The following is a 19,416-nucleotide window of genomic DNA, read 5'->3' on the forward strand; positions in this document are numbered from 1 at the left end:
TTAACGACCCGATAGTTTTTGTGATTGCTTATAGAGCAGGCCCGTCAGGGGAAGAGAAATCAGGATCATGCACAGGGCATACGGAGCCGCAGCAACATAATCAATCTCGCTGGTCAGCGCCCAGAAACCGGTGGCAAGCGTGCGTGTTCCCAGCGGAGAGAGCAACAGTGTCGCTGTCAGCTCGTTGCTCACGCCCAGAAAGATCAGTGCCGCAGCCGCACCCGCACCGGGTGCCGCCAGACGCATCGTCACGCGACACAGCGCCCATCCCGGCGATACGCCCAGACTTTGCGCGACATGTTCAAGTTCGACCGGCGCCTGAGCGATACCGGCGCGTAAGTTAATCAGCGCCCGGGGAATGAACATCAGCATATATGCCAGAAAGAGCGTCACTTCGGTCTGATAAATGGGCCGGGCGTAATGAATGGTGACCGTCACCAGTGCCAGCGCCGTCACGATACCCGGCAGTGAGCTGGCCACATAATTCATGCTTTCCAGCAGCCGAAAAAGGCGATGTGGATGGCGCACCGCCAGCCACGCACACGGGATAGCAAATCCGGTGGTAATGATCGCCCCGGCCGACGCCAGGACCACCGTTTGATGCAGGGATAGCCATAAATCGCCGTTCTGCCAGACCGCGATTCCGCCCGCCCATAGCCAGCGGCACAGCACCCCGATGGGCGTTCCCAGCGCCAGCATCACCACGCAGACCAGCAGAAGTTGTCCCAGAAATTGGCCTGCCATTGCGGGTACATGGATATTCTGGCGACGGGCGGATCCGCCCCCCACACGGGCATACCGAGCCTTACCGCGGGTTCCCCCTTCCAGCAACAGTAGTCCCAGACAGCACAACGCAAGCACCCCCGCCAGCATATTGGCCGCCGGGCCGCTAAAAGTAGACTGGAACTGATCGTAAATGGCCGTCGTGAAGGTATCAAAGCGGATCATTACATACAGGCCATACTCTGCCAGCAGGTGCAGCCCTACCAGGAGCGCGCCTCCCCAGATGGCCAGTTTCAGTTGCGGCAATACCACGCGAAAGAAAACCCGCCACGGGGCAAAACCCAAGGATGCAGCAACATCTTCAAGGTTCGGATCCAGTCGCCGCAGGACCGCAGCAACCGGCATATAAATAAACGGGTAATAAGCCAGCACGGAGATAAACACGGCGGCCGACAACCCATGTAAAGAGGAGATAACGCTTATCCACGCGTAACTTTGCACAAAGGCCGGGATCGCCAGCGGCGCAACCACCAACAACGACCAGAAACGACGTCCCCGCAGTGCGGTTCTCTCCGTAAGCCACGCAAGCGCCACGCCAAGGCAAACGCAAACGGGAAGGGAGAAAAGGATCAGCAGCAGCGTGTTAGTCAGTAACTCGGCGACACGCGGGCGAAAAACGAGCGCCTTAACGCTCTCCCATCCCGTATCAATACCTGTTGCAATCACAAACCCAACGGGCAGTAATGCCAACAGGGAAACCAGCATGGCTAATATCACCAACAGGCGCGCGGGGCGATGCTGATGCGTTTGGCGTTGCTGTTTTCCAGCCAACGGAATGCTCAAACCAGACATAAGGCGCTCACTGTTATTATTTTAAAGAATACCCGCCTGAGTCATCAGCTCGGTGACTTTCTTGCTGTTTAGCGTAGAGGGCTCAACTTTCGGGGCCTCCAGTTTATTCAGTGGTACCAGCTTTTCATTTGAAGCCGCATTCACGCCCACCGCATATTCAAACGCGTTGTTCGTGCGCAGAATATCCTGCCCGGCCTTGCCAGTGATCCATTTAATAAAGGCCTGGGCCTGCGCTTTATGTTTGCTGGACGCTAACACACCGCTACCGGAAATACTGACAAAGGCACCGGGATCCTGATGTTTGAAATAGTGAAGTTGCGTGTTTTTGCTGTTCTCGCCGGTTTTTGCCTGATCGACAAAATAGTAGTAGTGGTAAATAACGCCACTATCAATCTGCCCGGCATTGACCGCTTTTAAGACAGTACTGTTACCTTTGTAAGCCACAAAGTTGGTTTTCATCGCTTTCAGCCAGTCGAGGGTCGCCGGCTCACCTTTTAATGACAGCATGGCGCTGACAATCGCCTGGAAATCGGCACCCGACGGAGAGGCGGCCCAGCGCCCTTTCCATTCCGGTTTCGCTAAATCCATAAGAGATGTCGGCAGCTGTGCCGGGCTAATTTTGCTCGGGTTATAAACGAATACGGTGCTGCGTGCAGCAATACCAATCCAGCGGCCATGCGCCGGACGATAAGCGGCAGGTACCTGTTTCAGGGTATCGGCATCCAGCGGGGCGAACAGGTTCGCGTTGTCAACCAGCGTCATTGCAGGGGAGTTTTCCGTCAGGAAAACATCGGCAGGCGAAACATTGCCTTCCTGGACAAGCTGATTCCCCAGTTCGGTATCGCCGCCATTGCGCAGGGTCACTTTAATCCCGGTCTCTTTCGTAAAGCCATCTACCCACGACTGAACCAGATTTTCATGCTGAGCATTATAAATGACAATGCCCTCTTCGTTATCGGCCGCAAAAGCAGAAGAACCTGCAAAAACAGAAGAGATGACCAAAGCTATCGAACACAGGGCCGAAAAGCGATTTTTCATAATCATTCCTTATAAAATGTGTGTATAAACGAAGCGTTAGCAAGCTGGCTGGAGTTTAAACGCACAGACGCCGGAATGAGAATCGAAATAATTCTCAATATTTGAGTTCGCTATTTAATACTGAAAAACTTTAAATATTTTAATAAACATATCGTTTAAAATTTTTAGAACATCATAAGATTAAGAAAACCTTAACACGTCTGAAACTTATCCTCTTTTTTCCGCTTCCATTTCGGGTATCGTCCTTTCTTTTCGGGGTTTATAAACTTAATATCATTCCATCCCTGATGCCAGCAGGGACACTATAATTAATAATAAAAGGCAAGCTGACTCATCATGAACAGTAAAAAAATAGATACCATCGCAAAAATTGCCATGCGCAGTCGTGGCATTACGGTCAAGGAAAAAAGGGTTCGCTTTCAGGGCGTCACAGTTCTTTTTCGCTACAATGAAGGCCGTTATGATGTCTTCTCTGATAACGAAAAGGTCGACTCCATCGAAACTAACAATATCAATCAGGCGATTGCGGAATATAAAAAGAAAAAGCAAAGCTAACTCCCCAAACCCCGTTTTGACCCCGTCGACTCAGCCGCTTTCAGACGCCAGACAGCTACACTCATTACATCCTCTTTTGTCACCACGGAGATTGTTATGTCAGAGAAGCTTCACGCTCAATGCCACTGCGGTGCCGTCGCGTTTACCGTTGAACTCACCGATGGGTTTAATACCCTACGCCGCTGTAACTGCTCCTTTTGCCGGATGCGCGGTGCGGTAGCCGTTTCCGCCCAGTTATCCGGACTGGAGGTGACGCGGGGAAAAGAGAAACTCACCGAGTACCGCTTTAATACCCAGGCCGCGGCCCACTATTTTTGCTCTGTCTGCGGGATTTATACCTTTCACCAGCGCCGCTCCAATCCAGAGCAATTTGGTGTAAACGTCGCTTGCATTGACGGCGTTTCGCCCTTCGATTTTCCGGTCGTTCCCGTCATGGATGGTGTGCATCACCCCAAAGATGGCCCAAGCGACGGTATCCTGGGCTATCTGACATTCAATGTGAAATAACCCCCGCCCTGGCTTACGTTGGCCAGGGTATCGTTAAAATATTCTCCATGGCAGCGCTCCCTGCTGATTATTCAATAAATCAATATGTTGGCTTTTTTGCTTTTTTTTGAAAATCGATTACGCTTATGGATCTACTTGCCTGCCGCATGGCGTTCACCAAATCTTTGGCTAGAGATCCTGACTGAATGAGGCTGTCGTGAAGGGTACGCGTGATAGTGATAATGGCGCCATTGAGTGCCCTTTAGCACAGATGCTCTCGTGCGAAGAGATGTTGAACGCGAAACAAACCGTTAGCAAACGCACAATCTGCCTTAAAATTGCTGCCCGCATCGCAACAGAGACGAACCCGGTAACAGAAGCGCAGCTCAGCGCCTTAATGACGCTTATCTTTGCCAAAGGTCAGAAGTGAAAGCTCCGGACATTTTAAATACGTTCAGCAAAAAAAGGCAGATTTGGCCTGCGTGTGCATAATGGTTAAGGCTTGTGTAAAACAGTGTCGTAAATATTGAGAGGCGAAATGAGTAAAAATGATAAGGACAAACTTGTAGATACTGTCATGGGAGAAGCGATTTTGACGCTTCTGGAATCAGCGGAGGATATTTCCTTCGATGCCTTAATTGTGCAGTTGCAGGAAAACCTAAGAACGGAAACCGACAGTGAAAGGCAGGAAGCCTGGCGAAGCGCAATCAGTGGCGTGCACCATTTCCGTACGCAGCCTGAAAACAGTAAAAAAAGCGCCTGGTCTCTGCAAACGACCCAGCGCAAAAATCGACTCCGCGATGACACTCTTTTAAATATCAGTAAAGCAATCAAGCACTAAGAATCAGCACCCTGTTTAACCTGTATGGTTAACAGGTTTGCTATCCCACTGACCCCTTCTAATCAGACTTGCCTAAGCATGTTCTTACATAATGCTCATCGTGAATTTGACTGGCCTGATGGCCTTAGAAGACGTTCATCATCTCAGCAACGGGAGTGTAATTGAACGAAAATGAGCAAGTTCAACCAGAGGAAATCCATGAGGCGATTGGCCTGGCCGCCACTTATCTTATGAATTCGCGCCTGCCCATCAAGGCAGATAACCTCGTCATGGTGCTTCGCGCGCAGGAAGTCATGGCAACATGTTCCCGCCAGAGAAGCGTTCTGGAAGCCACCCGGCAATATCTGATACAACGGCGCAAAAAACCGCTGTAATGGTCACCCGGCATTATGGTGTCGTGACACAGACAAGTATGATTAAAGCTGCCTTCACGCACAGGTGAAGGCAGCATGTCATCAGGAAGGGAATCAGAAAATTTCAATTAAACATCGTCGGGTGTTTTTTGAACAACCATTTCAAGGGCGTTGCGATAGATATCCAGTTTGACAACATCTTTTTCAATTTCAAGCAGTTGAATGAGTGCAAAGATAAGATCCTTATTGCTCACTTCCGCTTTGCGAGCACTGAGGCTCTGGGTAATTTCTGCGATAAGCTGTTCTTCCGCCTCGAAAGCATGAGGATCGCGGCCAAAAAAGGCGTTTAATTGTTCCTCAGTTGTCGTGCTCTGCATATTCATTCCTGTAAAAAAGTAAACTACGGCTCTCTGCAAGATGTCAGAAGAACCAAACCAAGAATAAAATTAGACAGCAATCTCAAGGCCTGCAATGTCCTTGATGAAATTTTTTGACCGTCTGGTCCGGGCGAGAAAAGTCGCCATTCTGAGTCTCTGGACAACATTGTTATAAGCGAACGCCGATAACACGGCACCGAACACTGTAGCGTCCCTTTACCGTTTTGATTTCACCCGTTTTTCCACTAACAGTGAATACCAACAGCGTTCAAAAAGGCGGGAAAAATAGCGGCGCGACAGGCAACCGGGAACGGCAGATCTCTGCGTTTACAGCGGCTGCGTTGACGGGACGTCGTGCTGAAAAACGTAAGGATCGGAAAGCAGGCAAAATTTCTCATCCTCCGGATACGTCACCGCCACGTGGTAATCCTCGCCGGCGAACGCCTTAACGGCGGCGATATCTGCCCAGTACGTTGCCAGGAAGAAATGTTCCCACTCCCCCTGCGTCACACGTTTAACAAACGCGCCCAGATTCCCCTTAACCCCTTGTGAATGCGTCACGCCCGTCAACTGGAGATGTGTTGCAAAGCCTTCCGCATGCGCCAGGGGGACACAGCCATGCCAGGTTCTTACAATCATTATTCGGCTCCTGTCATATCAGAGCCTGATAACCTACCCAAACAGACACTCTACCGGAAGCCTTTATCCTCATTTCCCCTAAAATCCAGGGGCGGTGCTATCCCGTCCAGGTTCTCCATATGGGCCCATCAGCGCTGCGTCGTCGCCAGTTTGAGCGCCAACCCTAAAAAGACCACGCCGGCAATTTTATTCATCACCTTTTGCGCCGCCGCCGACTGACCAAACCGCGCCCCGGCGCTGGCGGCAAAGAGCGCCATCAGGCTAAAGGCAAACAGCGTGGCGACAATAAACAGACCACCCAGCGCAAACATCTGCAAAGTGACATGCCCGGCGTGTTTATCAACAAACTGCGGCAGGAAGGCGAGGAAGAAAATAGACACCTTCGGATTGGTAATATTCATCAAAATGCCGCGCAAATAAAGCCGGGTTCCCTCACGCACCGAACCGGCACGGCTATCGGCAGCCGTTGGCTTCGCGCGAAACGCCAGCCAGGCAAGCCAGGCCAGATACGCGGCTCCGGCATATTTCAACAGGCTAAACGCCAGCTCGGATTGCTGAAAAATCACCGCCACCCCCAGCGCCACAGCGGTGGTATGGACAATCAGCCCCGTACACAGGCCAAGGGTGATGGTTAACCCGGCGCGGCGTCCGCGTAACGCGGCCTGGGTCATGACAAACAGGTTATCGGGGCCGGGCACAAACGCCAGAAACAGCGCGGCGGCCAGGAAAGCAAAAACAGTATCAATGGACACAGGGGAAACCTTTGCAGAGTAAGGAATAAAACGAGGTTAACACTGAATTTCTGGTCGTAAAACGTCCTGTATTATCCGGCACGTTATAAATGCGTTACCCCGAGCGCCGCCGCCTCATCACGCCAGGCCAGCAAGGGGGAATACGCTTCCCGCGCAATCGGGCTAAACCCGGAAATTAACAGCGCGTCGCATACCGCCTGATAGCGCGGATGGCTGACCAGTTCATGTAATGCGTCCTGGAGTTTTGCAAGGGTAGATGCCGATGTCTGTTTTGCGGTGATGAGTGGCAGTCCCGGAGCCAGAGACGTGGAACCCATCACCTTCAGCCCGGCCAGCAATTCAGGTTCATGGCGCGCTAACAGCGCCCAACTTACGCAGTCAATGGCCGCGATATCCGCACTTCGCTGCCCAATCGCCGCCAGCGATTGCCGGTGGCTGCCGCTCAATATCACGGCCGAGAAAAAGGCCCCGCCCTGCGCCAACGGCGCGACCATTTTGCGTAAGGCGTTATAACCCGATTGCGAATCCTCAGCATTACAGGCCACCACGCGACCGCGGAAATCCGCCAGCGTTTGTCGCGCGTTTTCCTCACGTACCACCAGCAAGCTACGGTAGTGAAAGCCGTCACAACCGGGGCAGTATAGTGAAAGCAGCCGACCGTTTGCACATCGGGCAACTGCGTAACCAGCGGAAAACCGCAGGTCTGGCTCAGCAACAGGGTGTCACTTCGCCAGTGGGCAAGCAGTGCCTCTTGCGGGCAGAGCGCCTTAACGACAATCCCCCGTGCCGCCAGCAGTTCCGTCAGCGCACGCAGCAGCGCCTCAGTGTCCGGGCGGTGTAAATCGTACATTGGAAGCGCGATGTCATGGTGCATGATGGTTATTGCTCGCGTTAAACCCCGGATGCGCGTTTACATCGACAGCGCGGAACAGGAAACGCCGCAGCCATACGCTATAACCGCGCACCACAAACCCACCGTTTCGCGTCTGATAATCGTCGCGATCGTTTAAATAGATCGCGCGCAATCCATACCAGGGCACGCCTGGTAAGTCGTGATGCACAGAATGATAGTTCAGATTGAGGAATAACACGCGCCAGGGCAATGCGGCTTCGTTAATCACCGAGCGAGCCAGCGGGTCTTCTTCTGCCCGATGCTCCAGGAACGAGCGCACTTTGGTGAGCGCCAGCGCCGGATAGCTGACCGCCAGCAGGAACCAGACCAGCGAAAAACCACAGTGGGCAATCCATGCAAAGGTCACCCCGACTAACAGCCCGTGAACCATCCACATAACAATAGCATCGCGCTGGCGGGCTCGAAACGCCGCGATCATTGCGGCAAGCATTTGCATAATGTCGAGCAACGGCCCCAGCAACAGACGCCCCGGAAAAGTATTACGCAACTGAATAAGGCGACGATACCAGTGAGGTAAACGCTGCCAGCGATGGACGGAAAAATAGTAAGACTCCGGGTCGTCATCCGGCAACGTCAGCAAGTGTGCGCGATGATGCGCAAGGTGAGAATCGCGGTACAAGCCATACGGATACCAGACGGCCAGCGGCATGAGTCCCAGTAATTGGTTAACCCTTGGGTAGCGCGTGGGATGACCGTGAATCAGTTCATGTTGTAACGACATATACCAGGCGGTAAACCAGATAAGCAGTAATGTGGCAGGCAACAAACCCAGCGTTTCATGGAAGGCCAGCGTAGCAAACCAGCCGCCGTAGATAACGATGATAAGTACCCATGTTGGAAATTCACTGCGCCATAGCCAGGACCGGGACAGCCGCCCGATAAGCGCACGCTGCTGCTCGTGCAGGTAAACCGCCTTACTTTTTGCCATCCACTCAACACCCTTTATTCGACCTTTTCTCTGTGCCGACGATGGGAGAAAAAGCCGGAAATAACAAAGTATTTAAATGGATGAGCTATTGCGAAAAAGCGCTATATGCAGCCATCAAATAAACAGTCGAATGGCGCTGTAAATCAACAGGCAGGCCAGCAACGCATTCACCGGGCGAGCATGGCGACGTAGCAATACCTGAAACAGGTGACCCGCTACCGCCCAGCAAAAATTTCCCGCCGCCCCGATAAGGGCCAGACTCACGCTCACCGCCGCAACAACGGCGATATTGTGGGTATAGGGCAAAACAAAAGCAGAGAGAGCCGTAATGCCATAAAGGATGATTTTGACATTGGCAAACTGCAGGGCAAAGCTGGCCCAGAAGCTCAGTAACAGTGGTGTTCCCTGCGCTGTCGCCGGATCGCTGCGCACAATTTTCAGCGCCAGCCATACAATATAGAGTGCGCCAGGAATGTTGAGCCAGCCGGTGACGGTGGGCAATACATGGGTGAGCATAACGGTGAAAACGGCACATAACAGCATAATCACCAGGAAGCCGCAGGTCATCCCCGCCAGCACGCGCACGCTGCGCCTGAGCCCATGAGTACTTACTGAACTGAGCGCCAGGATGTTATTAGGACCGGGAGTGATAGCAGAGATAACGGTATAGGTCAGAAAAGCACTGATAACGGCAGTATTCACAGGGATCCCTCAGAGAATTTTTGCTTAAACTACCCTGCGCAAATACTTAAAAAAATCGAAATATTTGTTATTCTGACTTCGATATTTTCGATAGATTTAAGGGAGAAGGAATGGATCTGCGCCGCCTGATGACACTGAAAACCGTGGTCGAAGAAGGATCCTTTGCCCGCGCAGCCAATAAACTCTGCTGCACACAATCCACCATTACGTTTCAGATCCAGCAACTGGAACAAGAACTGTCGCTCAAGTTGTTTGAAAAAATTGGTCGCCGGATGATCCTGACCGAGTCCGGGCGTAATATTTTGCCGCATGTCTATGAACTGATGCGGGTGATGGACGGGCTACGCCAGGCCGCGCTGGACAAAGACGAACCGGCCGGCGAACTGCGGGTCGCTACCGGGGAAACGCTGCTGTCGTATAAAATTCCCGCTGTACTCCAGCGGTTTAAACAACGCGCGCCCGGCGTTCGCCTCTCATTGCAGTCACTCAACTGCTACGCTATCCGTGATGCACTGCTGGCAGATGAGGTGGACCTTGGCATCTTTTACCGTGTGGGCAACGATTCAGCCCTGACCCTGCAAAGCTATGGCGAACAGCCTTTAGTTCTGGTCGCTTCACCGCAACTCACCGACGTCGATTTCACCCGGTCAGGCCAGCATATTCCCGTCAGCTTTATCATCAACGAACCGCAATGTATCTTTCGCCAGATTTTTGAAAGCACATTACGTCAGCGGCAGATCACTCTCGATAACACCATTGAGTTATGGAGCATTGAGAGCATTAAACAGTGTGTGGCGGGTAATCTTGGGGTTTCATTTTTACCGCGCTTTACCGTAGAAAATGAACTGGCAACCGGTACTCTGGTTGAACTGCCCTTTTCCCCCACAGCACTTTCGATCGAGGCATTGTGCGCTTACCACGCAGGAAAAGTCGTCAGCCCGGCGATGCGGGTGTTTATGGAATGTATGCGGGAGACGCTGACTGCACCTGAGACTAACGCCGCACTCATCGAGTGACTATCAGCGCAGCGGTCAGGTATTACTCTTTAGCGCGCCAGCTAACATTCTGCCGTCTTCGGGAGCGCCTCGCCGTCGACTGAGGTCAGGGTCACAGTAATTGAAATCATCCCCTCAGGCCGGTTCGGCAGTGGCGTTTATTACCGCAGGAGCGGAATGGCCTGTCATAAAAATCGGCAACCTCACATATCCAAACGGGATATCTTCACCTCCAGAATAATAAACACAAGAAACCATTCCAAAATGAAATATTATTTACGAGGAAATTTTGTTAATTGACATCACCTGTCACCAGCATGCCTTACAACTTTCAGTGGCAGTGACGAATTGTACTTAAGTTTTCGGTAAGAATGCCGTTATTACCCTCAACGGCGAAGACGATATGGCATTAAGGAAAAGGTAATGTTATGCACCGGAATTGTATTGGCAGCACTATTACAACTACAACGGTGTCATACCGATCAGGGTAGATTAAAAGGTAGCATCAGATGTCACTTATGATGAAAACAGTACCATCACTTGTATACAGACAGAACTAGTCACTGAAAAGGAATAAAAATAATGAGCATTTTGGATTTCATAGGAAATGGTCTTAGCAAGGCTGACAAAGTATATATTCACCCACTAATCCCCAGATCTAAAACATCCAATGCAATATCAGCATATTGTTATGATATCTCTCACGATGATATTCTTGTTCTTGTCGATGATACTGTTTTCGGCAGCAGTAAGAATGGATTAGTCATAACAAAAGACAAAATATATTGCAAAGGTCAGTTAGGGAAGGTGCGAATAAGCAGGTCATTTCTTCCCAAGCTGACTCGCTGATTAAAATTTCGCGGATCTGGGCCGATTTTTTTCCCGCAAACACATCGAATCAGCCTATTTAGGCTATTTTTTCCACCATTTCTGGCGTTATTTCCGGTTTTTACTGAGATCTCTCCCACTGACGTATCATTTGGTCCACCCGAAACAGGTTGGCCAGGGTGAATAACATCGCCAGTTGGTTATCGTTTTTCAGCAGCCCTTTGTATCTGGCTTTCACGAAGCCGAACTGCCGCTTGATGATGCGAAACGGGTGCTCCACCCTGGCACGGATGCTGGCTTTCATGTATTCGATGTTGATGGCCGTTTTGTTCTTGCGCGGATGCTGCTTCAAGGTTTTTACCCTGCCGGGACGCTCGGCGATCAGCCAGTCCACATCCACCTCGGCCAGCTCCTCGCGCTGTGGCGCTCCTTGGTAGCCGGCATCGGCTGAGACAAATTGCTCCTCTCCATGAAGCAGATTACCCAGCTGATTGAGGTCATGCTCGTTGGCCGCGGTGGTGACTAGGCTGTGGGTCAGGCCACTCTTGGCATCGACACCAATGTGGGCCTTCATGCCAAAGTGCCACTGATTGCCTTTCTTGGTCTGATGCATCTCCGGATCGCGTTGCTGCTCTTTGTTCTTGGTAGAGCTGGGTGCCTCAATGATGGTGGCATCCACCAAAGTGCCTTGGGTCATCATGACGCCTGCTTCGGCCAGCCAGCGATTGATGGTCTTGAACAATTGACGGGCCAGTTGATGCTGCTCGAGCAGGTGGCGGAAATTCATGATGGTGGTGCGATCCGGCAGGGCGCTATCCAGGGATAATCGGGCAAACAGGCGCATGGAGGCGATTTCGTACAGGGCATCTTCCATGGCACCGTCGCTCAGGTTGTACCAATGCTGCATGCAGTGAATACGCAGCATGGTCTCCAGCGGATAGGGCCGTCGGCCATTGCCCGCCTTGGGATAAAACGGCTCGATGACAGCGGTCATATTCTGCCATGGCAGAATCTGCTCCATGCGGGAGAGGAAAATCTCTTTTCGGGTCTGACGGCGCTTAGTGCTGAATTCACTATCGGCGAAGGTGAGTTGATGGCTCATGATGTCCCTCTGGGATGCGCTCCGGATGAATATGATGATCTCATATCAGGAACTTGTTCGCACCTTCCCTAAACGCGTGGTACTGCTGACTGAATCTATCGAGCCCTTCCCTTATATGCCCGCAAGCATTGTTCAGGACCAGGTCGATTACATCGTAAAAATTGACAGCGTTGGCGACCCGGCAAAAATCAGCGTCGGCGCAGCCCGCGTAACCAGCAACCCTCGTGAGTTGATGATCGCCCGCTCCGCTGCGGATGTGGTCGAGCACTCTGGTTACTTCGAACAGGGTTTTTCCATTCAGACCGGTTCTGGCGCTGCGTCAACGGCCTGTACGCGCTTTTTAGAATCGCGCATGAAAAAGAAAAACATTACGGCGAGTTTCGCCTTAGGCGGCATCACCGGCAGTATTGTGGACCTTCATGAAAAAGGGTTGATCGCCAAACTGCTCGATACCCAGAGTTTTGACGGCGCTGCCGCGGCCTCTCTGGCCAGAAACCCCAATCATGTTGAAATCTCAACGAACGTCTACGCGAATCCGTCATCCAAAGCGGCATGCTGTGACCAGGTCGATATTGTTATTTTAAGCGCCCTTGAAATCGATACCGCTTTCAACGTTAACGTGCTGACAGGCTCAGATGGCGTGATGCGCGGCGCTTCCGGCGGTCACTGTGATGTTGCGGCGGCTGCAAACCTGACGGTGGTGGTGGCCCCGCTTATCCGTAGCCGAATTCCAACGGTGGTGAAGCAAGTAACAACCTGCGTGACACCGGGTGAAAGTATTGATGTTCTGGTTACCGATCACGGTATTGCCGTAAATCCTTCCCGCCCTGAAATTCATCAGCGGTTAGTGGCTGCCGGGTTACCGGTAGTGAGTATTGAGGATTTACATCAGCGAGCGCTGGAAATCTGCGGCCATCCAAAAGCCATCGAATTTACCGCCAAAATCGTGGGCATTGTTCGTTACCGCGATGGAAGCGTCATTGATGTCGTCCGCCAGGTAAAAGAGTAATGAACGCGATGGCAGACGCATCGTGCTCACCCGTTTCATTAGCGCAACTATTAGCGTCCAGAGAAACCCGTGCAGCGCAACAACAGCATTGGTTAACGTGCTGGGGGCAGACGCTCATCTCAACGACCCTGGTCTGGCCCGGCGACGTAAAAGACACGCCTGTTTCCAGGGCCGTAATGGGGGTCGCGAATGAGGCCCTCTCCGGGCTCATTCTCGCTAATGGCTGGGAAATCATCCGGCACGATGCTCGCCAGCTTGTCACCGGACCAGAGTCATTCTGGTCCGTTAACGCGCCCGCGTTGCTGGTCAAAAAGGCCACCGTTCTCCTTGAGGAGCGTCATCCTCTGGGCCGGTTGTGGGATATCGATGTGTTTTGCCCGGATAGCGGTTTATTGAGCCGCAACGCCGTCGGTGAAAATAAAAGACGTTGCTTCATCTGTGATGAACCCGCACATGTCTGTTCACGTATGCGGCGCCATTCGCTTCTTTCGCTGCAAACTGTCATGGAGGCGAGGATTAATGACTATTTCTGCCATCAGGAATGAACCGTGGGTTGAGGGGCTCAATGTTGCTGAGCTTGCCGCGGAAGCGATGTACCGCGAAGTGATTTTGACCCCCAAACCGGGGCTGGTAGACCGTCACAATAATGGCTCGCATACGGACATGAATATGAAGCTTTTTATGTCCAGTATTGCGGCTATTGCCCCGTGGTTTGCGTTGTTTGTCTCCAAAGGGATGCAGACAGCCAGGCAAGAGCCCGAACAGACACTGCGGGCTATCCGCCCTATCGGTCTTGCGTGCGAGCAGGCGATGTTCCGCGCGACGGGGGGGATCAACACCCACAAGGGGGGAATATTTTCGCTTGGCCTGCTTTGTTCTGCCGCCGGGCGTCTGCAAGGCAAGGGGGAGGAGCTCAACCGCAGCGCGCTCTGCCTTGAAATCAGTGCCATCTGCGCCGGTATGGTGAGCCGTGAGTTGAAACAACATGGCGATTCGAAGACCAAAGGTGAGCAATTGTTTCGGGATCATGGCTTCACGGGGGCCCGTGGTGAAGCTGAAAGCGGATTTATGACGGTAAGACGCTACGGATTACCCGTATGGGAAAAAGCCATAGCGTCAGGTTATTCGCCAGAAGAGGCGTTACTGCGGGTTTTGCTTTCATTCATTGCGCATAATCCTGACACCAATATCCTCTCGCGAGGCGGCCTCACGGGGTTGCGCTATGCCAGACGGTATGCGTCCAGACTCATGGGTATTAAAAATCTTACCGGCAACAGATTCAGGCAGGCTCTTTTTAATATGGACAATGCGTTTATCGCCCGTAATTTAAGCCCGGGAGGAAGCGCGGATCTTCTGGCCGTAACCTGGCTTCTTTCCCGTTTTCCAGCCTGAGGGCGGAAAACGAAAGATAGATGGAATTTACCATGACAATATCGCGCCTGTTAGCACTGGATAATTCTTTCACCACGATTCTGGTTCCGGGATTGAGGGATAGTGACGAGTACCACTGGCAAACCTGCTGGGCACGCCATTTGCCTCGCTGGAAAAGAATAAGCCAACGAAACTGGATCCAGCCGGATATTGAAAACTGGTGCGCCGCTATCCGCAGGGAATTAACCACTTGCACGTTACCCGTTATTTTAATTGGTCATAGCTTTGGTGCCCTTGCGTCCTGGTATCAGGTTCAACGCCAGGCTTCAAATATTGTCGGAATTGTTATGGTCGCGCCGGCTGAACCTTCCTGTTTTGAACTTGAAGAAATCGTCACCGCGTCAAAACTGAACGTCCCGGGCATTGTCTTTGCCAGTCGTAATGACCCGCTGATGTCATTCAACCGTGCGGTATTCTGGTCTGACTGCTGGGGATGTGAGCTTATCGACATGGGTGATGCTGGTCATATTAATTCGGAATCAGGGTTTGGTGAATGGAATTATGGCCTTGAGAGAATAGCTGAATTTGAAGAAAGGCTATTAAAAATAGCAACATGATTATTTGATGTAAAAAACACCATAGCACATTTTTAATTTCCTATCATAAGGTCAGGATATTTTATGTTTGAAGAATATAAGAAGCATGTCGCTGAGCGCGCAAAAAATGGAATCCCGGCAAAACCATTAACCGCTCAACAGGTCAGCGAATTAATTACCCTCCTCGAAAATAAACAGTGCGAGGAGCGCGAAGTTTTAATCAATCTGTTAATTAACCAGGTTTCTCCCGGCGTTGATGCTGCGGCGAAAGTGAAAGCAGAATTCCTTGACCGAATTATCAAAACAAAAACAAGTGAATTCGGCATTACGCCAGAGGACGCTATCACCATTCTGGGTACCATGCAGGGTGGCTATAATATTCAGCCTCTCATTGATTCATTGGATGATACTGAACTGGCTCAGTTAGCGGCTAATCAACTGAGTCATACTATTCTTATCTTTGAAAAGTTTAACGATATCGAGCAAAAAGCCCGTAACGGGAATGTGCATGCAAAAGCGGTTATTGACTCATGGGCGAATGCCGAGTGGTTTACCGAGCGCGCTACGCTTGATGAAAAAATGACGTTGACGGTTTTCAAAGTACCCGGTGAGACCAACACTGATGACCTTTCACCGGCCCCTGAGGCGTGGTCGCGCCCGGATATTCCCCTGCATGCGCTCTCGATGTTGAGTTCCCCGAGAGAAGGCGTGACCCCTGACCAACCCGGGCAATACGGTCCGCTCTCCCGGATACAAGAATTAAAAGCCCGGCAGTATCCGCTTGCTTACGTCGGCGATGTGGTGGGTACCGGCTCTTCCCGAAAATCTGCGACAAACTCCATCCTCTGGCATATCGGAAAGGATATTCCCTTCGTACCCAATAAACGCAGCGGGGGCGTTGTTTTAGGTGGAAAAATTGCGCCTATCTTTTTCAATACGCTGGAGGACTCCGGCGCATTACCTGTTGAAGTGGATGTCTCCGGTTTGTCCACCGGGATGCTGATTGATCTTTATCCGTACAAGGGCGAAATTCGCAACCATCACGATCAGACGCTTATTACCTCCTTCCGCCTGAAAACAGAAGTCTTGCTGGATGAAGTCCAGGCGGGGGGGCGCATTCCATTGATCATTGGTCGCAGTTTAACGGCAAGAGCCCGGGCGTCTTTAGGCCTGCCGGCAACGTCCATTTTCAGGAAAGCTAAAGCGCCTGCGCCATCTTCTGCCGGATTTACGCTGGCGCAGAAGATGGTGGGCAGGGCATGCGGCGTTGAAGGTATTCGTCCTGGGCAATATTGTGAACCTAAAATCACCACCGTCGGGTCGCAGGACACAACCGGCGGGATGACACGCGATGAACTGACGGACCTTGCATGCTTAGGGTTTTCTGCCGACCTGGTCATGCAGTCGTTTTGCCACACGTCAGCCTATCCAAAACCTATCGACGTGAATTTGCATGAAACGCTGCCTCAGTTCATCACCAGCAGAAAAGGCGTGGCGCTGAAACCCGGCGACGGAATTATCCACTCATGGCTTAACCGCATGCTGGTTCCTGACACGGTGGGTACCGGTGCGGATTCACATACGCGCTTTCCCTTAGGGATCTCATTTCCGGGCGGCTCCGGGCTGGTTGCGTTTGCCGCCGCGACGGGGATCATGCCGCTTGATATGCCAGAATCTGTGCTGGTCCGCTTTAAGGGTGAAATGCAAAAAGGCATCACTCTTCGCGATTTGGTGCACGCGATCCCGTACTACGCCATTAAACAAGGGTTACTGACCACCGAGAAGAAAAACAAACGCAATATTTTTTCTGGTCGCATTCTGGAAATCGAAGGTTTACAGATGTTGAAGGCTGAGCAGGCCTTTGAACTGGCGGATGCGTCCGCAGAGCGCTCAGCGGCGGCCTGTGTCCTGCGACTCGAAGAAGAGAACGTTGCCGAATATCTGCGTTCCAATGCCACCTTGCTGCGCTGGATGATTAGCCAGGGCTATCAGCACGCACCAACCCTTGAAAAACGCATTGCAGAGATCGAAGCATGGCTGGCGAATCCATCATTACTCAGCGCTGATGAAAATGCCGAGTACGCCGCCATTATTGACATCGATCTGGCTGAAATTACCGAGCCGATTGTTTGCGCGCCCAATGACCCGGACGACGCCCGTTTACTGTCCGAAGTCGCGCGGACGCCGGTACAAGAAGTGTTCATTGGTTCCTGCATGACAAACATTGGTCACTTCCGGGCCGCCGGAAAATTGCTGGCGGAGGCAAAAGAGATCCCTGCCCGCCTGTGGATTGCGCCCCCCACCAAAATGGATGCCCAACAGCTCTCAAACGAGGGCTATTTTAATAAATTCATCCGATCCGGCGCACGGATTGAACCGGCTGGCTGCTCACTTTGTATGGGTAACCAGGCCCGGGTCAAAGAAGGCAGCAGCGTTGTCTCAACGTCAACCCGCAATTTCCCGCACCGTCTTGGTACCGATGCAAACGTCTTCCTGGCGTCGGCTGAACTCAGTGCGATTGCGGCCATGCTGGGGAAAATGCCGACGGTTGAGCAATACCACTGGCACATGGACAAAATCAATGCCGCACGTGAAGAGACGTATCGTTACTTAAATTTCGATGCGCTGAGTGAGTATCAGTTACCGGAAAAGCATCGAATTGACGTTATAACGATTTAATCGTCGCAACAACATGCCTGATTATATCCCTGGGTATGTCTCTCACCTCTAATTAACTGTTTATTTTTTTGAATCGGCAGAGGTCTCATTTCCAAATGAGGCCTCTGATATTATCAAAGGAATGGAACACGGATTAATTAAAATGAACACAAGGTTATCAAAAATAGTATTCCTGATTTTAATTATATGCCTTTCATTAATGACACCGCCTCCTGATGGTCTTTCCAAAGAGGCCTGGATACTGGCCAGTATTTATCTTGCGGCTATCATCGGCCTGGTGAGTAAACCTTACCCTGAGCCTGTTATTATCATCGCAGCACTTGCCGCTTCTTGTATTGCCATCACTCACTTTAGCGGTTCAACAATTAAGCCACTCGACGTTTTAAATGGTTATTCTTCCGGGACAACCTGGCTGGTATTCAGTGCATTCACACTCAGTGCCGCTTTTGTATCAACGGGGTTAGGGAAGCGCCTGGCGTACTGGTTTATCTATCAGTTTGGCGGTACCACGCTTGGGCTGGGTTATGTCACCGTATTGCTGGATTTGATCCTTTCCCCTGCCACTCCCTCTAACACAGCGCGCGGCGGCGGTATCGTCTTTCCGATTATCAACAGCATTGCCCTGGCGTTAAATTCAACACCGAAAGAAAGCCCCTGCAAAGCAGGTCGCTATCTCATGGTGAATATCTATATGGTTACAAAAACCACCAGCTATATGTTTTTAACGGCATTTGCCGGTAATGCGCTGGCACTACAGTTAATTTCAGATGTCTTCCATATCCATATCAGTTGGACAGGATGGGCACTTGCCGGCGCGCCGCTTGGCTTAATCATGCTTTCGGTCATTCCTTATATAACGTACAAAGTAACGAAGCCAGAGTTAAAGAAAATCAATAATAAAGAGATTGCGTTAAAAGGTTTAAACGAAATAGGCGCTATGAATCGTCGTGAAAAAGGGCTGATAGCCATATTCATCCTGGCTCTGCTGGGATGGATTTTCTCACGGCAACTGGGACTCAATGAATGCTCTGTGGCTATCATTGCCATGGCATCAGCACTGCTGTTTAATGTGATTTGTTGGGACGATGTGTTAAAAAGTAAGGGAGGATGGAATACGCTCATCTGGTATGGTGGAATAATCGGGTTGAGTGGCGTGCTTAGCAAAGCTGGCTTTTTTAGCTGGCTGGCGAAGTTCCTCTCTGAAAATATTTCGCATATGCATTTCGGAAGCAACGTTATTATTTTTATTGTGTTCCTCAGTATTGTAATTCGTTATTTATTTGCCTCTGGCGGGGCTTATGTTGCTGCCATGGTTCCTGTATTTGCAACACTAGGTCTGGTTACGGGCGCCGATCCGATAATCCTTTCATTAGCCATTTTATTTTCTAACTCATACGGTGGCTGTATTACCCATTATGGCGGCGCGGCAGGCCCCATTATTTTTGCCGCCGGCTATAACGATATAAAATCCTGGTGGCTAACCGGTACGATTGTCGCGCTATTCACGTTTATTACTCATATTGTCATTGGGTTCCCCTGGTGGGAATACTTAAAAGCGAATGGATTGCTCTAATGAGAAGCGAGTGATACCTCTGCTTTTGTGTTGTTGATGTTTTATCGTTCTGGTGTATCGGATGGCACAGGGTCTTCTCTGTCACGTCTGCTATCGGCGGGTTG

At 51.2% G+C, this 19,416-nt stretch carries 20 protein-coding genes and 2 pseudogenes; 13 read left to right on the forward strand and 9 right to left on the reverse strand.

What is annotated here, in order from left to right; genetic code table 11:
- Nucleotides 1–1,575 carry an ABC transporter permease gene (locus tag AB182_RS18780; RefSeq protein ID WP_047371432.1) on the reverse strand — a complete coding sequence of 525 codons (1,575 nt, stop codon included), beginning with the start codon at nt 1,573–1,575 and terminating at the stop codon, nt 1–3.
- Nucleotides 1,576–1,596: 21 nt separating this feature from the next.
- Nucleotides 1,597–2,613, reverse strand: a complete 1,017-nt coding sequence (locus AB182_RS18785; protein ID WP_047371433.1) for an iron ABC transporter substrate-binding protein — start codon at nt 2,611–2,613, stop codon at nt 1,597–1,599.
- A gap of 336 nt (nt 2,614–2,949) precedes the next feature.
- On the opposite strand from AB182_RS18785, the gene AB182_RS18790 reads away from it, so the two are divergent.
- From AB182_RS18790 to AB182_RS18810, 5 genes are all read left to right on the forward strand, one after another.
- Nucleotides 2,950–3,168 (forward strand): hypothetical protein, encoded by a 219-nt coding sequence (locus AB182_RS18790; RefSeq protein WP_047371434.1) that lies wholly within the window; start codon nt 2,950–2,952, stop codon nt 3,166–3,168.
- Nucleotides 3,169–3,264: 96 nt separating this feature from the next.
- Nucleotides 3,265–3,675, forward strand: a complete 411-nt coding sequence (locus AB182_RS18795) for a GFA family protein (protein WP_047371435.1) — start codon at nt 3,265–3,267, stop codon at nt 3,673–3,675.
- 196 nt (nt 3,676–3,871) lie between these two features.
- The gene (locus AB182_RS18800; protein WP_047371436.1) at nt 3,872–4,084 is read left to right on the forward strand and encodes a hypothetical protein; all 213 of its coding nucleotides are present in this window, start codon (nt 3,872–3,874) and stop codon (nt 4,082–4,084) included.
- 108 nt (nt 4,085–4,192) lie between these two features.
- Nucleotides 4,193–4,495 carry a hypothetical protein gene (locus tag AB182_RS18805; protein WP_047371437.1) on the forward strand — a complete coding sequence of 101 codons (303 nt, stop codon included), beginning with the start codon at nt 4,193–4,195 and terminating at the stop codon, nt 4,493–4,495.
- Between the two features lie 161 nt (nt 4,496–4,656).
- Nucleotides 4,657–4,869 (forward strand): hypothetical protein, encoded by a 213-nt coding sequence (locus tag AB182_RS18810; RefSeq protein WP_047371438.1) that lies wholly within the window; start codon nt 4,657–4,659, stop codon nt 4,867–4,869.
- A gap of 107 nt (nt 4,870–4,976) precedes the next feature.
- Here AB182_RS18810 and AB182_RS18815 read toward each other — a convergent pair whose 3' ends face one another.
- The 4 genes and pseudogenes from AB182_RS18815 to AB182_RS18830 all read right to left on the reverse strand — a co-directional run bounded on the left by AB182_RS18815 (nt 4,977) and on the right by AB182_RS18830 (nt 7,331).
- Nucleotides 4,977–5,225: a biofilm development regulator YmgB/AriR family protein gene (locus AB182_RS18815; protein WP_047371439.1), complete on the reverse strand. Its 249-nt coding sequence runs from the start codon at nt 5,223–5,225 to the stop codon at nt 4,977–4,979.
- A gap of 327 nt (nt 5,226–5,552) precedes the next feature.
- On the reverse strand, nt 5,553–5,864 hold the full coding sequence (locus AB182_RS18820; RefSeq protein ID WP_047371440.1) for a hypothetical protein: 312 nt from the start codon (nt 5,862–5,864) through the stop codon (nt 5,553–5,555).
- A 128-nt stretch (nt 5,865–5,992) separates the two neighbouring features.
- The gene (locus AB182_RS18825; RefSeq protein WP_047371441.1) at nt 5,993–6,616 is read right to left on the reverse strand and encodes a LysE family translocator; all 624 of its coding nucleotides are present in this window, start codon (nt 6,614–6,616) and stop codon (nt 5,993–5,995) included.
- An 83-nt stretch (nt 6,617–6,699) separates the two neighbouring features.
- Nucleotides 6,700–7,331 (reverse strand): annotated as a pseudogene (locus AB182_RS18830) (phosphate/phosphite/phosphonate ABC transporter substrate-binding protein).
- Here AB182_RS18830 and AB182_RS33090 point away from each other — a divergent pair.
- Nucleotides 7,260–7,457, forward strand: a complete 198-nt coding sequence (locus AB182_RS33090) for a hypothetical protein (RefSeq protein ID WP_223883646.1) — start codon at nt 7,260–7,262, stop codon at nt 7,455–7,457. The pseudogene AB182_RS18830 and the gene AB182_RS33090 sit on opposite strands and share 72 nt — an antisense overlap.
- Nucleotides 7,458–7,479: 22 nt before the next feature.
- Here AB182_RS33090 and AB182_RS18835 read toward each other — a convergent pair whose 3' ends face one another.
- Nucleotides 7,480–8,457, reverse strand: a complete 978-nt coding sequence (locus AB182_RS18835) for a fatty acid desaturase (protein ID WP_047371442.1) — start codon at nt 8,455–8,457, stop codon at nt 7,480–7,482.
- A 114-nt stretch (nt 8,458–8,571) separates the two neighbouring features.
- Nucleotides 8,572–9,159, reverse strand: a complete 588-nt coding sequence (gene eamB / locus AB182_RS18840) for a cysteine/O-acetylserine transporter (protein WP_047371443.1) — start codon at nt 9,157–9,159, stop codon at nt 8,572–8,574.
- A 110-nt stretch (nt 9,160–9,269) separates the two neighbouring features.
- On the opposite strand from eamB, the gene AB182_RS18845 reads away from it, so the two are divergent.
- Nucleotides 9,270–10,175 (forward strand): LysR family transcriptional regulator, encoded by a 906-nt coding sequence (locus tag AB182_RS18845; RefSeq protein WP_047371444.1) that lies wholly within the window; start codon nt 9,270–9,272, stop codon nt 10,173–10,175.
- Nucleotides 10,176–11,103: 928 nt separating this feature from the next.
- Here AB182_RS18845 and AB182_RS18855 read toward each other — a convergent pair.
- On the reverse strand, nt 11,104–12,084 hold the full coding sequence (locus AB182_RS18855) for an IS5-like element ISKpn26 family transposase (protein ID WP_000019450.1): 981 nt from the start codon (nt 12,082–12,084) through the stop codon (nt 11,104–11,106).
- A 70-nt stretch (nt 12,085–12,154) separates the two neighbouring features.
- Between AB182_RS18855 and AB182_RS18860 the strand changes: the two are divergent.
- The 6 genes and pseudogenes from AB182_RS18860 to AB182_RS18885 all read left to right on the forward strand — a co-directional run.
- Nucleotides 12,155–13,093: pseudogene (locus tag AB182_RS18860) on the forward strand (citrate lyase subunit alpha); the annotation flags it as partial.
- Nucleotides 13,093–13,638 carry a citrate lyase holo-[acyl-carrier protein] synthase gene (gene citX / locus AB182_RS18865; RefSeq protein WP_047371446.1) on the forward strand — a complete coding sequence of 182 codons (546 nt, stop codon included), beginning with the start codon at nt 13,093–13,095 and terminating at the stop codon, nt 13,636–13,638. The pseudogene AB182_RS18860 and the gene citX, both read left to right, overlap by 1 nt.
- A complete protein-coding gene (gene citG / locus AB182_RS18870; RefSeq protein WP_047371447.1) occupies nt 13,613–14,485 on the forward strand; it encodes a triphosphoribosyl-dephospho-CoA synthase CitG in 873 nt (290 codons plus the stop codon). The genes citX and citG overlap by 26 nt, the downstream gene beginning before the upstream one ends.
- Nucleotides 14,486–14,517: 32 nt before the next feature.
- Nucleotides 14,518–15,081 (forward strand): RBBP9/YdeN family alpha/beta hydrolase, encoded by a 564-nt coding sequence (locus tag AB182_RS18875; protein ID WP_047371448.1) that lies wholly within the window; start codon nt 14,518–14,520, stop codon nt 15,079–15,081.
- A gap of 63 nt (nt 15,082–15,144) precedes the next feature.
- The gene (acnB, locus tag AB182_RS18880) at nt 15,145–17,739 is read left to right on the forward strand and encodes a bifunctional aconitate hydratase 2/2-methylisocitrate dehydratase (protein WP_047371449.1); all 2,595 of its coding nucleotides are present in this window, start codon (nt 15,145–15,147) and stop codon (nt 17,737–17,739) included.
- Nucleotides 17,740–17,881: 142 nt separating this feature from the next.
- Complete coding sequence (locus AB182_RS18885) at nt 17,882–19,312, forward strand: anion permease (protein WP_047373361.1); 1,431 nt, start codon at nt 17,882–17,884, stop codon at nt 19,310–19,312.
- Nucleotides 19,313–19,416 lie beyond the last annotated feature (104 nt).

The organism is Phytobacter ursingii (assembly GCF_001022135.1).
Lineage (GTDB): Bacteria > Pseudomonadota > Gammaproteobacteria > Enterobacterales > Enterobacteriaceae > Phytobacter > Phytobacter ursingii.

Bases quoted from the DNA above. Each gene is read 5' to 3' on its own strand.
- AB182_RS18795 (WP_047371435.1), top strand. From the start codon at position 3,265: ATGTCAGAGAAGCTTCACGCTCAATGCCACTGCGGTGCCGTCGCGTTT.
- AB182_RS18815 (WP_047371439.1), bottom strand. From the start codon at position 5,225: ATGCAGAGCACGACAACTGAGGAACAATTAAACGCCTTTTTTGGCCGC.
- AB182_RS18885 (WP_047373361.1), top strand. From the start codon at position 17,882: ATGAACACAAGGTTATCAAAAATAGTATTCCTGATTTTAATTATATGC.
- AB182_RS18845 (WP_047371444.1), top strand. From the start codon at position 9,270: ATGGATCTGCGCCGCCTGATGACACTGAAAACCGTGGTCGAAGAAGGA.
- citX (WP_047371446.1), top strand. From the start codon at position 13,093: ATGAACGCGATGGCAGACGCATCGTGCTCACCCGTTTCATTAGCGCAA.
- AB182_RS18805 (WP_047371437.1), top strand. From the start codon at position 4,193: ATGAGTAAAAATGATAAGGACAAACTTGTAGATACTGTCATGGGAGAA.
- AB182_RS18780 (WP_047371432.1), bottom strand. From the start codon at position 1,575: ATGTCTGGTTTGAGCATTCCGTTGGCTGGAAAACAGCAACGCCAAACG.
- acnB (WP_047371449.1), top strand. From the start codon at position 15,145: ATGTTTGAAGAATATAAGAAGCATGTCGCTGAGCGCGCAAAAAATGGA.
- AB182_RS18875 (WP_047371448.1), top strand. From the start codon at position 14,518: ATGACAATATCGCGCCTGTTAGCACTGGATAATTCTTTCACCACGATT.
- AB182_RS18785 (WP_047371433.1), bottom strand. From the start codon at position 2,613: ATGAAAAATCGCTTTTCGGCCCTGTGTTCGATAGCTTTGGTCATCTCT.
- AB182_RS18855 (WP_000019450.1), bottom strand. From the start codon at position 12,084: ATGAGCCATCAACTCACCTTCGCCGATAGTGAATTCAGCACTAAGCGC.
- AB182_RS18790 (WP_047371434.1), top strand. From the start codon at position 2,950: ATGAACAGTAAAAAAATAGATACCATCGCAAAAATTGCCATGCGCAGT.
- AB182_RS18820 (WP_047371440.1), bottom strand. From the start codon at position 5,864: ATGATTGTAAGAACCTGGCATGGCTGTGTCCCCCTGGCGCATGCGGAA.
- citG (WP_047371447.1), top strand. From the start codon at position 13,613: ATGACTATTTCTGCCATCAGGAATGAACCGTGGGTTGAGGGGCTCAAT.
- AB182_RS18835 (WP_047371442.1), bottom strand. From the start codon at position 8,457: ATGGCAAAAAGTAAGGCGGTTTACCTGCACGAGCAGCAGCGTGCGCTT.